Origin of the sequence: Methylobacterium gnaphalii (assembly GCF_007992215.1) — a bacterium.
Taxonomy (GTDB): Bacteria; Pseudomonadota; Alphaproteobacteria; order Rhizobiales; family Beijerinckiaceae; genus Methylobacterium; species Methylobacterium gnaphalii.
This window is the reverse complement of the sequence record NZ_BJZV01000007.1, coordinates 105,869-121,044: the sequence shown is the minus strand read 5'-3', so window position 1 is coordinate 121,044 and position 15,176 is coordinate 105,869. Positions and strand designations below refer to the sequence as shown.

The window sequence follows — 15,176 nt, the reverse complement described above, 5'->3', positions numbered from 1 at the left end:
TCGGAGCGCTCACCATAAGGACGCCCTGTCGAGACCGCCGGACCATTCCATGGCTGGCGGTTCTGCGGTTTGGGGGAATGTCCCGAGCGGCAAAGGGGGCGGACTGTAAATCCGCTGCGTAAGCTTCGTAGGTTCGAGTCCTACTTCCCCCACCAAACCAGCCCGACCAGTGCCTTCTCAACGCTTCGGCGCCATGCTATCCGGCGCTGCATGCGGGTGTAGCTCAATGGTAGAGCAGCAGCCTTCCAAGCTGAATACGAGGGTTCGATTCCCTTCACCCGCTCCATCCTAAATCTCCGGTAGGCCTTGCGAATTCAGCGGCTTCGTTGATTTGGCGTTCCTTGTTCTTCCTCACCCAGTGAGCTGTTCTCGGAACGGTTGCGACGACCAATTTTACGATACCGCCTCGCAGCGGCACCGTCTCGCTAGCCGTCCGTATGACCGAACTCGTTCCGGAACCGATCGGCAAGCCTGGCATTGCCGGTCATCCCGAAGGAGGGCAGCATGACGGAGAAGAAGGGGCACGGCAGTGCGACGGCTAGGAAGGCGAATGCCAAAGCGAGCCGGGAAGGTAAGTCGAACCCACGCACGTCGTCCTCGGCACAAGCCGAGCTCGGCAAAAAGGGCGGCAAGAGCAAGTAGTTCGCCACGTCGATCGTCCTCGGGATAGTGGCCCTGAGGCTGCCGGGCGGCAAACCCGGCTCGTAAGAGGCTGTGCGTCTGCCGCGGCGGATACGGCTGAGCAGTACCTATTATTCCCATCAGAGGCGTTACGTCGCGCGCGGCTCCCTTGCCCATGGGCATCGAGGATGCGTCTTGGCCGTGGCGCGCCTTGGGGCGGCAGTTGGTTGAAGGTTCTTCGATGCGTCACGATGAGGGCTACAGTCCGGAGAAGCGCACGGTGGCGTTGGAGCGGCAGCGCAGTCTCAAGATGGCCAAGTCGGCGCATGCCTATGTCCGCGGCAACACCCTGCAGTTTTACGAGTGGCTGGCCGGCCTCCGCCGTGGGGCCTTGCCGGAAGGTCCATCGGTCTGGATCTGCGGGGATTGCCATCTTGGAAACCTCGGCCCCCTCGCCGATGCGGATGGTCGGGTCGAGGTTCAGGTCCGTGACCTTGATCAGACGGTGATCGGCAATCCGACCCATGACCTCGTGCGCCTCGGATTGTCGCTGGCCAGCGCGGCCCGCGGCTCGGACCTGCCCGGCGTCGTCACGGCCCAGATGCTCCAGGAGATGGTTCGGGGTTATGCGCTGGGACTGGGCGCCCCGGAGGCCGACGAGGCACCGCCCGAGCCGGATGTGGTGCGTACGGTACGCCGTCGCGCCTTGGGCCGCCACTGGAAGCACCTCGCGCGCGAACGCCTGAAGGATGCGGATCCGTCCATTCCGCTCGGCCGCAAGTTCTGGGCGCTCGACGCCGAGGAGCGCGCCGCGCTGGACGACCTGTTCGGCCGCCATGAGGTCCGCCGCCTGATACTGGCGCTCAATGGCCGCAGCAAAGAAGCCGATGTTCGGCTGATCGACGCGGCCTACTGGATGAAAGGCTGCAGCTCGCTCGGCTTCCTCCGCTACGCCACGCTCGTCCGCATCGCAGAGCCAGAGGGCAAGCGCCGCCTTGCGCTCGTCGATCTCAAGCAAGCGGTCGAGGCCGCCGCCCCAGCGGCTCCAGGCGCCGAGATGCCGCGGGATGCGGCCGAGCGCGTGGTGGCTGGGGCACAGGCGCTCTCGCCGCATCTGGGGGATCGCATGCTGGCAGTGCACCTCCTCGGCCTGCCAGTAGTGATGCGCGAGCTGGCGCCTCAGGACCTGAAGCTCGACATCGAGCAGTTCAGCAGAGAGGAAGCGGTGCGGGCGGCGCATTACCTGGCCTATGTGGTCGGCAAGGCACATGGCCGGCAGATGGATGAGTTGACCCTCTCCGGCTGGCGCAGCGAGGTCACGCGGTCCGGTGGCGAGGAGGCGCCGTCTTGGCTTTGGTCGAGCGTGGTCGAGCTCGCTGGGCGGCACGAGGTCGGCTACCTCGACCATTGCCGCCGTTACGCGGCTGCCGCCGCCTGACGGGCGTGCCTGTGCAGGGAAGTGGGGCCGGTCCTTACGAGCGTCTCTTGGGTTTAGCGATGTCGAGGATGCGGAGGAAGCTCTGTCTGTCGGACGGCGCGATACGGGCCGGCCGGGATCGCGCGCCGATTAGTCTTAATGCGAGGTGTTTCGCCGGTTTGATTGCCTTCGATTGCCGAGAGATGGAAAATCGTCGGCGGATGGAAGTTCAGTATCTCGTTGAGACGTCGGCCCGGAGTTATCGGCTGTGACACTCGCACATGCGACAAGCGATCGGGCTACGATGAGCGACGCGAGCCCCGACGTCGTGTGTCCACCGGGTGAGGCTGGGGCGAGCTTGGCGCGGGTTCATGAGACGCTTCAGGCGCTTCTTCCCATAGGGGATCTCGCGATCTACGAGGCCGGCGGTGGTGCAGCCTCGTTCTTGCCGCCAGACTTGCTGCGGCGTGCGCATATCACTGTCGTCGATATCGATCCGACCCAGATCGCCAACAACCGCTACGCCAGGACCAAGATTTGTGGCGACATCCAGCGCCATCGCCTTCCGCCCGCCAGCATCGATCTCGTCACCTGTTACAACGTCATCGAGCATCTGCCAGACGTTCCCGGCGCGCTCGAACGGTTCGCTGAAGCTGTGCGGCCGGGCGGCCTGCTCCTGATCGGGGCGCCGCATCCATTCTCGCTCTCGGGCCTCGTCACCAAATACTCGCCGCACTGGTTCCACGTCTGGTTCTATCGAACCGTCATGGGTGAGAAACGGGCCGGGACGCCGGGCGTTGGGCCGTTCCGGGTGCACTACCACCCGCTCGTTTTGCCGCAGCGGCTCGCGGCCTACATGGCCCGTCACGGCTTCGAGACGGTCTACGAGCGCGTCTACGAAAGCCCGCGTTTTCCCGAGATGCGGACCCGGCGGCCGACGCTCGGTAAGATCGTCGACGGCATCACCAATCTTATGAACCTTGCGCTGGCCCACCGCACGAACGTGCGGAAAGGTGATTATCATCTGCTGCTGCGCAAGCGCGCCGCCACGGCGTTCGCGTAGCTCGCCGTCTAGGCCGATAACTGTCCGTGCGGCCTTAAGCGCACTCTGTGGGAAACGGTGCGCGCTTCGGATTCATCCACACTGATCCACAGGTAGGTGAAGCTTGACTCTCGCTCATTAGCCGAGCCGTTATAAGGAACAAATCAGGAACATTTATGACCCCGGCTCGCCCCCCTGCCCTGTCTGAGCTGCGTCGTGCTGTCTCGGCCCTCGAACCTGGGGATGCGCTGGCAGCAACGAATCGCTTTCGCTTCGGACTACCGGATCTCGACGGCTGGCTTGGCGGCGGTCTCGCACGCGGCTCCCTGCACGAGGTCTATGCCGAGCGGGTCGCGGATGCCGCTGCGGCGGCGGGGTTCGGGCTTGGAATGGCAGGGCGTGCTGCGGGCGAACGTCCCCTTGTCTGGACGCGGCAGGATCTCGTCAGCTTAGAGACGGGCCAGATCCACGGCGCCGGCCTTGCCGCCTTCGGTCTCGACCCGGCCTGCCTGATTCTGGTGCGTGCCCGAGACCCGACTGCTGCCCTGCGGGCCGTGGCCGAAGCGGCGCGCTGTGCCGCCATCGGCGCCGCCATCATGGAGATCTGGGGTGAGCCGAAGGTTCTCGATCTGAAGGCGAGCAGGCGACTGGCACTGGCGGCCTCCGCCTCGGGCGTGACTCTGGTGATGATCCGGCTTCAAGCCGAACCAGCCCCGAGCGCAGCAGCGAGCCGCTGGAGCGTCGCCTCCACGGCCTCCGTGCCTCTGGAGGCGAATGCGCCGGGACGACCGGCTTTCAAAATCACGTTGTTGCGTCATCGGGCTGGGCTCAGCCGGCGCAGCTGGAGGGTGGAGTGGGATCGTGACAGCGCCGCCTTCGCACTCGCGTCGCTACCTTGCCCTGTGGTTTCCGTTCCTGCCCATCGACCGGTGGCGGCGCAGGACGCTGCACTCTTGCGGCGGGCCGGTTAAGCCCCTCGTTTTCACGCAATCCGTCAAGGGTGCCCTGCGGCTCTCGGCCGTCAGCCGAGAGGCGCTGGCGCTCGGCCTGAGCCAGGGCATGACGCTGGCCGATGCCCGCGCCCGCATTCCGGATCTTGCGGCTTTGGAGCACGACCCGGCCGAGGACGCGGCCCTGCTCGGCCGCATGGCGGAGGCCTGCGAGCGCTGGACGCCTCTCGTCGCCCTCGCCTCGCCCGACGGGCTGATCCTCGACGTGACTGGCTGCACGCATCTCTTCGGTGGCGAGGCTGCCTTGCGCGAGCGGGTCGTCGCCGCGTTCCGGCGCGGGGGTATCTCGACCCGGGGCGCCCTCGCCGGCACGCCCGAAGCTGCCCGCGCCCTTGCCCGCTTCGGTCCGGCTAAAGTCGTCGCGCCGGGTTGGGAAGAGGAGGCGGTGCGCCCCCTGCCCGTGGCGGCCCTGTGGCTGCCGGAGACGGACCGCGCAGCGCTCTCCCTCGCCGGTCTCAAGCGCATCGGCGATCTCGCCGATCTGCCGAGCGGACCCCTCGCAGCCCGGTTCGGCGCGGGCTTGCCCCGCGCGTTGGGGCGCCTGCTTGGCCGAGAGGATGCGCGGATCACGCCGCTGCGCCCTCTCCCTGCCTGCTGCGAGGAGGAGCGTTTCACCGAACCCGTCACCCAGGTGCACGTGATTGAGACCACCCTGCGGCACCTGGTCCAGCGTGCTGCCGACACCCTCGAAAAGGCCGGACGTGGCGGCCGGGCCTTCGAGGCGAGCTTCTTTCGTTCCGATGGAGATGTCAGGCGGATCGCCGTCGAGACCAGCCGGCCCTCGCGGGATGCCTCCGCAATCCTGCTTCTCTTCCACGAGCGTCTCGATACTCTCGCCGATCCCCTCGACCCCGGCTACGGCTTCGACCTGATCCGCCTCGCAGTGCTGGTCGCCGAGCCTCTGGCGCCGGTGCAGGTCCGCCTCGACGGCGAGATTCTGACCGATGCCGAGGTCTCCGATCTCATCGACCGGTTGGTCGCGCGCTTCGGCTCGGCGCGGGTTCTGCGCTTCACGCCCGTCGATACGCATCATCCCGTGCGTGCCGCTCGGCTCCTGCCGGCCTCGGCTCCTCCCGCCTCAGTCATCGCTTGGCCGCTGGCCGAACCGGGCGATCCGCCCCTTCGGCCCCTGCAGCTTTTTGAGCCAGCCCAGCCTATCGAGACGCTAGCCGAAGTGCCGGACGGGCCGCCGATCCGCTTCCGCTGGCGGCACGTGCTGCATCGTGTCGTTTGGGCGGAGGGGCCGGAGCGGATCTCTGCCGAGTGGTGGCGCCGGCGCGAGGTGCCGACGCGCGACTATTTCCGGGTCGAGGACGAGGAAGGCCGCCGCTTCTGGCTGTTTCGCGCCGGTCTCTACGGCAGCGAGACCGACGCGCCGCGCTGGTATCTGCACGGCCTGTTCGCATGAGCGGACAGGATAACGAGCCGCCCGCTCCGCCAGCCTATGCTGAGCTCGCGGCGGCGACGAATTTCTCGTTCCTACGCGGCGCCTCGACACCGCAGGACATGGTGCTGGCGGCCCTCCTCCTTGGGCAGAGCGGCATCGGCATTGCCGACCGCAATACCGTAGCTGGGGTCGTTCGCGCCCATCGTGCCCTTAAGGAACTGCAGGCAGAGGGCCTGCCGCTGCCCGATAAACTGCGAGAGGGGTCCGGGCCGGGCGAGTTCGTCTTCATCGAGCATCCGCTGGCACCTGCGATCCCTTTCACGCAGGAAGAGCTCAGGCAGCGTGCTGCGGCGTTCAAGCTGGTCGTCGGCGCGCGCCTCGCCTTCGCCGACGGCGCGCCGGACGTGATCGCCTACCCCGTCGACAGAGCGGGCTGGGGCGGTCTCTGTCGCCTGCTCACCCTCGGCAACCGCCGCGCCGTGAAGGGCGCGTGCATCCTGCATCTCGACGATCTCCTCGCTGATCCGGCTGGCCTCCTCCTCATCATCATGCCGCCGCGCCGGCTCGATGGGCTCGCCGAGACCGTCGCGCGGATCGCGCAAGCGGCGCCGGGCGCCGTCTGGCTTGGGGTGGTGATGCATCGGCGTGGTGACGACCTGCGCCGGCTGGCCCGCCTCCAGCGGATCGCCAGGCAGGCGCAGGTTCCGATCCTGGCGCTCAACGACGCGCTCTACGATACGCCCGCCGCGCGCGATCTGCAGGACGTGCTCACCTGCATCCGCGAGAGCGTGACCATCGAGCATGCAGGGCGCCGGCTCGAAGCCAATGCCGAGAGGCATCTCAAGTCGCCAACAGAGATGGCCCGTCTGTTTCGAACTGCGCCTGAGGCAGTCGCCGAGACGAGGACCGTTCTCGACTGGATCGATTTCTCGCTCGTGCAGCTGCAATACAATTATCCCGACGAGCCGGTACCACCGGGCTGGACCGCGCAGGCTTGGCTTGAGGAGCAGACCTGGCGGCGCGCCGCGATCCGCTATCCCAGGGGCGTCCCGGGAAAGGTCGAGACGCAGCTGCGTAAGGAACTCGCCTTCATCGCCAAGGCCGACTACGCCCGCTACTTCCTGACGATCCTCGACATCGTACGAGTCGCCGAGGACAAAGGCATCCTCTGCCAGGGCCGCGGCTCGGCGGCCAATTCTGCAGTCTGCTACGCGCTGGGCATCACCGCGGTCGACCCGGACGAGCACGATCTGCTCTTCGCCCGCTTCCTCTCCGAAGAGCGATGCGAGCCGCCCGACATCGACGTCGATTTCGAGCACGAGCGGCGCGAGGAGATCATCCAGCACATCTACGAGCGTTACGGACGCCACCGGGCTGGGATCGCGGCGACCGTAATCCGCTACCGTCCACGCAGCGCTATGCGCGAGGTCGGCAAGGTCCTCGGCCTCACCGAGGATGTCACCACTCGTCTCGCCTCGACCCAGTGGGGAAGCTTCGGCAGCGACATCAGCGACGTGCATATCCGCCAGACGGGGCTCGATCCGGACAACCCGTCGATCGCCCGTGCCATCGCCTTCGCAAGGCGGCTGCTCGGATTTCCGCGCCACCTCTCGCAGCATGTCGGCGGCTTCGTGCTGAGCCGCGATCGGCTCGACGAGATCGTGCCGATCGGCAACGCGGCTATGCCGGAGCGCACCTTCATTGAGTGGGACAAGGACGACATCGACGAACTCAAGCTCATGAAGGTCGATGTCCTGGCGCTCGGCATGCTGACCTGCATCCGCAAGGCCTTCGACCTGTTGCGCGAGCACAAAGGCAAGGATCTCGGCCTCGCCGACATCCGGCATGACGATGCCGTCTACGCCATGTTGCAGCGAGGGGACTCGCTCGGCGTGTTTCAGGTCGAGAGCCGTGCGCAGATGAACATGCTGCCACGGCTGAAGCCGAGGAAATTTTACGACCTCGTCATCCAGGTCGCGATCGTCAGGCCTGGCCCGATCCAGGGCGACATGGTGCATCCCTATCTGCGCCGCCGGGCCGGGATCGAGCCGGTGGAGTTTCCCTCGCCTGGGTCGAAGCACGGGGATCACGACGAGCTCTATCACGTGCTCAATCGAACCAAGGGCGTGCCGCTCTTTCAGGAGCAGGCAATGCGCCTCGCCATGGTCGCCGCGAAGTTTTCGGACGTGGAGGCCAACCAGCTCCGCCGGGCCATGGCGACGTTCCGCCACGTCGGCACCATCGGCAGCTTCGAAAAACTAATGGTCGAGCGGATGGTGGCGCGGGGCTACGAGCGGGATTTCGCGCAGCGCTGCTTCGAGCAGATCAAGGGTTTCGGCTCCTACGGCTTTCCCGAGAGCCATGCCGCCTCCTTCGCCAAGCTCGTCTACGTCTCGTCCTGGATCAAATGGCACCACCCGGCGGTCTTCGCCTGCGCCCTGCTGAACGCGCAGCCGATGGGCTTCTACGCGCCGGCCCAGATCGTGCGCGATGCCCACGAGCATGGCGTCGAGATCCGCGCGATCGACGTGAACCACAGCCACCACGACAACACGCTGGAGCGCGATGCGAAGGGCGAACTCGCCCTGAGAATCGGCTTCCGGCAGGTCAGCGGCTTCGCCGAGGCGGATTCGACACGCCTCGTCACGGCCCGTGGCGACGGTTTCGCCGATATCGAAAACCTCGCCCTGCGCAGCCGCCTGCCCGCGCGAGCCTTGCGCCTGCTCGCCGATGCCGACACTTTTCGTTCCCTCGGCCTTGATCGGCGCGCTGCCCTCTGGGCCGTGCGTCGTATGCCGGGCGACAAGCCGCTTCCGCTCTTCGCGGCCGCTGATGCGCGAGAGCTCGGCTCCGAGTCGGAGGTCGCGCTGCCCAAAATGTCCTTCGGCGCGCAGATCGCAGCCGATTACCAGACCACCCGGCTGTCCTTAAAAGGCCACCCCATGCAGATCTTGCGGCCGCTCTTCGCGGCACAGGGCATCTCGACCTGCGCTGAGACAGCCGCCAAACCGGATCACGCCTTCTGCCGGACGGCGGGGGTAGTGCTGGTGCGTCAGCGCCCCGGCGCGGGCAACGCCATCTTCATCACCATCGAGGATGAGACCGGCGTCACCAACGTCGTGATGTGGGCGACCATCTTCGAGCGCTTCCGCCGCGAGGTGATGGGCGCGCGGCTGCTGCTGATCGAGGGGCGAGTCCAGAAGAGTCCGGAGGGTGTGGTGCACCTGATGACCGAACGTGCCTTCGACCGCAGCGCCGAGCTGGGACGGCTCTCACGTGACCGCAAGGTGCCGATCGAGCTGACCCGCGCCGACGAGTTCACCCATCCGCAGCTTCCGCGCGAGCCGCATGGGCATCCGCGCAATATGCGCATCCTGCCGAAGTCGCGGGACTTCCATTGAAGGGTGTCAGACAAAGAAAAAGCCCCGGAAACCGGGGCTCTTCTAATGAGGGTAGGCTGTTCGCTCAGACCGCGATGCGGTCCTCACCTTCCATCGGCTCGCGCAGCACGTAGCCGCGGCCCCAGACGGTCTCGATGTAGTTCTTGCCTTGGGAGGCGTTGGCGAGCTTCTTACGCAGCTTGCAGATGAACACGTCGATGATCTTGAGCTCGGGCTCGTCCATGCCGCCATAGAGATGGTTGAGGAACATCTCCTTGGTGAGCGTGGTGCCCTTCCGGAGCGAGAGCAGCTCCAGCATCTGGTACTCCTTGCCCGTGAGGTGCACGCGGCTGCCGGAGACTTCGACCGTCTTCTGGTCGAGATTGACGATGAGGTCGCCCGTGGTGATGACCGACTGCGCGTGGCCCTTGGAGCGGCGCACGATCGCATGAATGCGAGCGACCAACTCGTCCTTGTGGAATGGCTTAGTGAGGTAGTCGTCGGCGCCGAAGCCGAGGCCCTTCACCTTGTCCTCGATGCCGGCCATGCCGGAGAGGATCAGGATCGGCGTCTTCACCTTGGCGACGCGCAACGAGCGGAGGACCTCGTAGCCCGACATATCGGGCAGGTTCAGGTCGAGGAGGATGATGTCGTAGTCGTAGAGCTTGCCGAGATCGACGCCCTCTTCACCGAGGTCGGTGGTGTAGGTGTTGAAGTTCTCGGACTTGAGCATCAACTCGATGCTCTGCGCCGTAGCGCCATCGTCCTCGATCAGAAGTACGCGCATCGTCGGTCCCCAGCCCGGCCGGCCGTCTCAAGGCGGGCGGGCACACCCCCGCCGTCCGCTCGCCGACGGCCTCGGCGGGCGCTGCTTCGTTTATCTTTCGAAACGCTAACTTTTAACCGTTAACAAAACCCGAATCCCGGTTGCAAGAGCGCTCTTTCAGTGGGCGGGAGCGTTTTTGCCGAATCGTTGTCGGTCTGTTCTCGCTCAACCCCAATTCCAGGCTGCGCAACCCGCAAAGCCTGCCGCTAACCCGTTCCACGATAACGCGCTCGTCGCCGTGTGGCTTTCCAGACACGTCGGCTCTGTCCCCGTTAACGAAGTGATCCCCGCAGTGTTAAAGAGGTCGGTAAATGAACCGTTGAGGTTGAGTGCATGGGCGAGGATCGCCGTGAAACGGCTGCTTCGCGAGCTGGGCCAAGCTTCGCGGCGGCGATCGATGCGCTCGCGGGCGTTGAAACACTCGAGGTCTTTGGCCGCGTCACGGCGATTCGGGGGCTTCTCGTCGAGGTTGCGGGACCGATCGCTGCAATGCGGCTCGGCGGCCGGATCGATATCGCGGTTGGAGCCCACAGCGCAGGCCTAGTGCCCTGCGAGGTGATCGGCTTCCAGGGCGACAGGGCGCTCGCCATGCCGTTCGGCTCCCTAGACGGTGTGCGCCGTGGCTGCCCGGCCTATGTCCGACAGGATGCTGCCGGCGCGGTCCGCCCGACCCAGGCTTGGCTCGGCCGCACGGTCGACGCGCTCGGCCGACCCATCGACGGGCTCGGCGAACTCCCACAGGGGCCGGCGGTCTACTCGCTGCGCGCCGATCCACCTCCTGCTCATGCCCGCCGCCGCGTTGGCGCCCCCCTCGATCTCGGCGTGCGCTGCATCAACACCTTCCTGACCATGTGCTCGGGCCAGCGCATGGGCATCTTCGCCGGCTCTGGTGTCGGCAAGTCGGTACTGCTCTCGATGCTCGCGCGCTACACCGCGGCAGACGTCGCGGTGATCGGCCTCGTGGGCGAGCGCGGCCGCGAGGTTCAGGAATTCCTGCAGGAGGATCTCGGCGCGGCTGGCCTCGCTCGCTCGGTCGTAGTGGTGGCGACCTCGGACGAGCCCGTGCTGATGCGCCGCAACGCGGCATACCTCGCCCTCACCCTCTCCGAATATTTTCGCGATCAGGGCGCGCAGGTGCTGTGCATGATCGACTCGATCACGCGCTTTGCGATGGCCCAACGCGACATCGGCCTTGCCAGCGGCGAGCCGCCGACCGCGAAGGGCTATACGCCGACGGTCTTTTCAGAATTGCCGCGTCTGCTCGAGCGAGCGGGTCCTGGAACGGGTGATGGCTCGATCTCTGGCCTCTTCACCGTGCTCGTGGAGGGCGACGACCACAACGAGCCCGTGGCGGATGCGGTGCGCGGCATCCTCGACGGTCACATCGTCATGGAACGGCGCATCGCGGAATCCGGTCGCTACCCGGCGATCAACGTGCTGCGCTCCGTCTCTCGCACTATGCCGAAGGCCTGTGATCCGGCCTGGCTGCCGACCGTGCAGCGAGCGCGGCGAGTACTGTCGACCTATGCCGACATGGAGGAGTTGATCCGGCTCGGCGCCTACCGGGCGGGATCCTCCGTCGAGGTCGATGAAGCAGTGGCGCTCATGCCAGATCTTGAGGCTTTTCTGGGGCAAAGTAAGGAAGAAGCAACCTCCATCAGCGAGGGTTACGCGAGATTGGCCGCGATCGTCGGCGCCGACTGAAAGGCCGGGCGCACGAGAGGGGCCCGTTGCCTGCGTTGCGTTGAGAGGGATCACCTCAGATGAAGTCGCGTGACACGCTGATCCGGCTGCGCCGGTTTCAGGTCGACGAGAAGCGTCGCCGCGTCGCCCAGATCGAGATGATGATGGCGGACTTCAACCGCATGGTCGTCGAGCTCGATCGCGAGGTCGCCCATGAAGAGGCACGCGCCGGCATCACCGATCCGGCGCATTTCGCCTACCCGACCTATGCCCGCGCCGCCGCCACCCGTCGCGACAACATGCGCCAGTCGGCGCTCGCGCTGGAAGGTCAGCTCGCCGAGGCTAAGGCCGAGCTGGGCGAGGCCTTCGAGGAGTTGAAGAAGGTCGAGATCCTCGAGGATCGCGAGCGTTCCGCCGAGCGCGCCGCTGCCGGTGCCCGCGAGCAGGCCGAAATGGATGCGATCGGGCTCGGCCGCGCCCGCGCCTGAGCTATTTCCGCAGCGGGTGATCGCCGGCGGCACGACATTGTCATGATCCTGGCCCAAGGGTGCATGCATCGAGAGACCTGACCGGTCCCGCTTGCGATACCCGACGCGGTGGCGCATCAGGAGCCGGTCTCCGAGGGCGCGGCCGGATCGTATGAAGAAGATCAGTGAAATCCTCTGGCCGATCATCGGCCTCGGGGCTGTCATCGTCTCCTGCTATCTGCTCTACGGACAGCTGCAGACCCTCTCTTGGGTCCAGCTGCAGGCGGCTTTCGCAGCGATCCCACTGCACCACTTTCTGCTCGCCGCCGTCTCGACCCTCGTCGCCTATGCCGCCCTCGCCTGGTACGACCGGATCGCTCTGATCCATCTGGGCGTGCGCCATATCAGCTGGCTGTTCGTTTCCCTCTGCTCCTTCACGACCTACGCGCTGTCTCACAATATTGGCGCTTCGGTCTTCTCGGGCGCGCTGGTTCGTTACCGAGCCTATACCTCGAAGGGGCTCTCGGCCGCGCAGGTCGCGGTGCTGGTGGCGCTCTGCTCCTTCACCTTCGGGCTTGGAACGCTGCTGCTCGGCGGCTTCTGTCTCGTCTACGACCCCTACCTGCTGGCGCGCCTCGACACGCTGCTGCCGAGCCTGCTCACCAACCCGACCACCGCCCGCATCGTCGGCATCGCGATGCTCGGCTTCGTGGGTCTCTACGTCCTCGGTTCGATTCTGCACTTCAAGCCGCTGACGATCCGCTCGTTCAAGGTCGAGTATCCGCGCCCCAGCATCATGCTCCGGCAACTCGTCGCCGCGCCGATGGAGCTGCTGGGTGCGGCCGGCATCATCTACTTCGCGCTGCCGGACAGCCTGAACCCGGGCTTCATCCCGGTTCTGGCGATCTTCCTGGCCTCGTTCTCGGTGGCGCTGGCCTCCCACGCGCCCGGCGGGCTCGGTGTCTTCGAGCTCGTCTTCCTCGCCGCGATGCAGATCAACGCGGAGGATCCGAGCGCCGCTGCGCAGAAGGCCGCTGTGGTCGCCGCTGTGTTGATCTTCCGGCTGTTTTATCTACTGCTGCCCTTCGCCTTGGCGATCGTGGTGGTGCTGCTGTTCGAGCGCTCCCGGCTCGCCGGTGCGCTGTCCTCTCGAAAAGGATCGGCGGAGGTGCCGGAGCCGCCCCTCGTCGCACCGGGCCTCGAACCGAGCAAGATCGAGCACCGTCTGGGGAAGACGCCGGTCTGAACCGGCGAATTGACGCCTCCTGCGCGGAATGGGACATCGCTGGGCTATGCAAAAGCCCGAAATGACCCTCCCTTTGCCGAGCGAGAGCGACCTTGCCGCGTTGAAGAGCGAGGCGTCTACCTGGTTCGCCATACTCCGCGACCGGATCGTGACGGCTCTGGAGACGCTGGAGGACCAGGTCGCCGGGCCGTTCCATCCCGACGCGCCCAAGGAGCCGGGCAAGTTTGAAAAGATGCCGTGGCAGCGCACCGACCATACCGGGCAGCCCGGCGGCGGCGGCGTCATGGCAATGCTGAAAGGTCGCGTCTTCGAAAAGGCTGGCGTGCACATCTCCACCGTGCACGGCGAGTTCGCCCCGGAATTCCGGGCGCAGATGCCGGGTGCCCAGGAGGACCCGCGCTTCTTCGCCACTGGCATCTCGCTGATTGCCCACCCCTGGAACCCGAACGTGCCGACTGTCCACATGAACACACGCTTCGTGGTCACCACGAAGGCGTGGTTCGGTGGCGGGGCCGACCTGACCCCGATGCTCGATCGCCGCCGCACTCAGGACGATCCCGACACGCGGCTGTTCCATGCCTCTCTTAAGGAGGCCTGTGATGCCCATGCCCCGGCGGCCGACTACGAAAAGTACAAGGCGTGGTGCGACGAGTATTTCCACTTGAAGCACCGCAACGAGCCCCGCGGCATCGGCGGCATTTTCTACGATTACCATTGGACCGGTGATCCGAAGGCCGATCTCGCTTTCACGCGGGACGTGGGCCAGGCCTTCCTCAAGGCATATCCGGAGATCGTCTTCACCAACCTGTCGAAGGACTGGACGGAAGCCGACCGGCTGGAGCAGCAGGTCCGGCGCGGGCGCTATGTCGAGTTCAACCTGCTCTACGACCGCGGCACCATCTTCGGGCTGAAGACCGGCGGCAACGTTGCCTCGATCCTGTCCTCGCTGCCGCCGACCGTGCGCTGGCCGTGACGGCCGATCTTCCGAGCGCCTACGCGCCGCAGCAGGAGGCGGCGCTCAAGGCCATCGCGCAATGGATGAGAGGCGGCGGCGATCAGGTCTTCCGCCTGTTCGGCTATGCCGGCACCGGCAAGACCACGCTGGCGCGCCGTATCGCGGATGATGCCGACGGCCTCGTGCTGTTCGGCGCCTTCACCGGCAAGGCGGCCTCGGTAATGCGCCAGAAGGGCTGCCACGACGCCGCGACCATCCACAGCCTGATCTATCGAACCAAGGAAGGCGACGAGGGCGGCCCGACCTTCACGCTGAACCGCACCGGGCCAGCCTCCAAGGCCGATCTCATCGTCATCGACGAGTGCTCGATGGTCGATTCCGACCTCGGTAACGATCTCCTCGCCTTCGGCAAACCGGTTCTGGTGCTTGGTGATCCAGCGCAATTGCCGCCGGTGCGGGGCGGCGGCTTCTTCACCGAGGCCGAGCCCGACATGATGCTCACCGAGGTGCATCGCCAGGCGGCAGACGACCCAATCGTGCGCATGGCCATGACCGTGCGCGAGGGCGGCCGGCTCAGCCTCGGCGAATTCGGTGAGAGCCGCGTCATCTCCCGCCGGGCGCTCGATCCCACCGAGGTCCTCGATTGCGATCAGGTGCTGGTCGGCATGAACAAGACTCGCCGACTCTACAACAACCGCCTGCGCGAGCTCGCCGGCCATACCGACCCGATGCCCTCGGTCGGCGAGAAGTTGGTCTGCCTGCGCAACGACCGCACCAAGGGCCTGCTCAACGGCTCGACTTGGACGGTGCAGGCGCTGCGCGCGCCTCCGCGCCCCGACACGATCCGCCTCGACGTAGTGCCGGAGGACGATCCGGCGCTCCGCCGACGTGCCGTCGACATCAAGGTGCTGCGCCAGATCATCGAGGGCAGCGAGGAAGAGATCCCGCTCTACATGCGTCGCGAGACCGACGAGTTCACCTATGGCTACGCGTTGACCGTCCACAAGGCGCAGGGCTCACAGTGGGACAAGGTTGTGTTGTTCGACGAATCCTACGCGTTCCGCGAGCACCGGGCGCGCTGGCTCTATACCGGGCTGACGCGGGCGGCGCGGGCGATCACGGTGGTGATGTGAGGACATACC

The 15,176-nt window shown here is 66.1% G+C and carries 12 protein-coding genes and 2 tRNA genes; 13 read left to right on the top strand and 1 reads right to left on the bottom strand.

The genetic code is table 11. The features are described 5' to 3' along the window. Positions 1-71 precede the first annotated feature (71 nt). The 8 genes from MGN01_RS08670 (at position 72) to MGN01_RS08640 (ending at position 8,878) form a co-directional block, all read left to right on the top strand. Positions 72-155 (top strand) — tRNA-Tyr (locus MGN01_RS08670). A gap of 57 nt (positions 156-212) precedes the next feature. After that, positions 213-286 (top strand) — tRNA-Gly (locus tag MGN01_RS08665). Between the two features lie 218 nt (positions 287-504). Next, the gene (locus tag MGN01_RS23495; RefSeq protein WP_170245907.1) at positions 505-642 is read left to right on the top strand and encodes a hypothetical protein; all 138 of its coding nucleotides are present in this window, start codon (positions 505-507) and stop codon (positions 640-642) included. Between the two features lie 220 nt (positions 643-862). Next, positions 863-2,059, top strand: a complete 1,197-nt coding sequence (locus MGN01_RS08660) for a DUF2252 family protein (RefSeq protein WP_147046200.1) — start codon at positions 863-865, stop codon at positions 2,057-2,059. A 283-nt stretch (positions 2,060-2,342) separates the two neighbouring features. Beyond that, positions 2,343-3,101: a class I SAM-dependent methyltransferase gene (locus tag MGN01_RS08655; RefSeq protein ID WP_147046199.1), complete on the top strand. Its 759-nt coding sequence runs from the start codon at positions 2,343-2,345 to the stop codon at positions 3,099-3,101. Between the two features lie 155 nt (positions 3,102-3,256). Next, positions 3,257-4,051: an ImuA family protein gene (locus MGN01_RS24105; RefSeq protein ID WP_238257772.1), complete on the top strand. Its 795-nt coding sequence runs from the start codon at positions 3,257-3,259 to the stop codon at positions 4,049-4,051. Further along, on the top strand, positions 3,942-5,498 hold the full coding sequence (locus tag MGN01_RS08645) for a Y-family DNA polymerase (RefSeq protein WP_238257774.1): 1,557 nt from the start codon (positions 3,942-3,944) through the stop codon (positions 5,496-5,498). Before MGN01_RS24105 ends, MGN01_RS08645 begins: the two co-directional genes overlap by 110 nt. Beyond that, on the top strand, positions 5,495-8,878 hold the full coding sequence (locus MGN01_RS08640; protein ID WP_147046196.1) for an error-prone DNA polymerase: 3,384 nt from the start codon (positions 5,495-5,497) through the stop codon (positions 8,876-8,878). The genes MGN01_RS08645 and MGN01_RS08640 overlap by 4 nt, the downstream gene beginning before the upstream one ends. A 64-nt stretch (positions 8,879-8,942) precedes the next feature. On the opposite strand, the gene ctrA is transcribed toward MGN01_RS08640, so the two are convergent. After that, positions 8,943-9,644, bottom strand: a complete 702-nt coding sequence (ctrA, locus tag MGN01_RS08635) for a response regulator transcription factor CtrA (RefSeq protein WP_147046195.1) — start codon at positions 9,642-9,644, stop codon at positions 8,943-8,945. 372 nt (positions 9,645-10,016) lie between these two features. On the opposite strand from ctrA, the gene fliI reads away from it, so the two are divergent. From fliI to MGN01_RS08610, 5 genes are all read left to right on the top strand, one after another. Beyond that, a complete protein-coding gene (fliI, locus tag MGN01_RS08630) occupies positions 10,017-11,387 on the top strand; it encodes a flagellar protein export ATPase FliI (RefSeq protein ID WP_147046194.1) in 1,371 nt (456 codons plus the stop codon). Between the two features lie 59 nt (positions 11,388-11,446). Continuing rightward, on the top strand, positions 11,447-11,854 hold the full coding sequence (gene fliJ, locus MGN01_RS08625; RefSeq protein ID WP_147046193.1) for a flagellar export protein FliJ: 408 nt from the start codon (positions 11,447-11,449) through the stop codon (positions 11,852-11,854). A 151-nt stretch (positions 11,855-12,005) separates the two neighbouring features. After that, positions 12,006-13,079 carry a putative bifunctional lysylphosphatidylglycerol flippase/synthetase gene (locus MGN01_RS08620; RefSeq protein WP_147046192.1) on the top strand — a complete coding sequence of 358 codons (1,074 nt, stop codon included), beginning with the start codon at positions 12,006-12,008 and terminating at the stop codon, positions 13,077-13,079. Positions 13,080-13,140: 61 nt separating this feature from the next. Then, positions 13,141-14,052: an oxygen-dependent coproporphyrinogen oxidase gene (gene hemF, locus MGN01_RS08615; RefSeq protein ID WP_373319161.1), complete on the top strand. Its 912-nt coding sequence runs from the start codon at positions 13,141-13,143 to the stop codon at positions 14,050-14,052. Continuing rightward, positions 14,049-15,167, top strand: a complete 1,119-nt coding sequence (locus tag MGN01_RS08610; protein ID WP_147046190.1) for an ATP-dependent DNA helicase — start codon at positions 14,049-14,051, stop codon at positions 15,165-15,167. Before hemF ends, MGN01_RS08610 begins: the two co-directional genes overlap by 4 nt. The last annotated feature ends 9 nt before the right edge of the window (positions 15,168-15,176 follow it).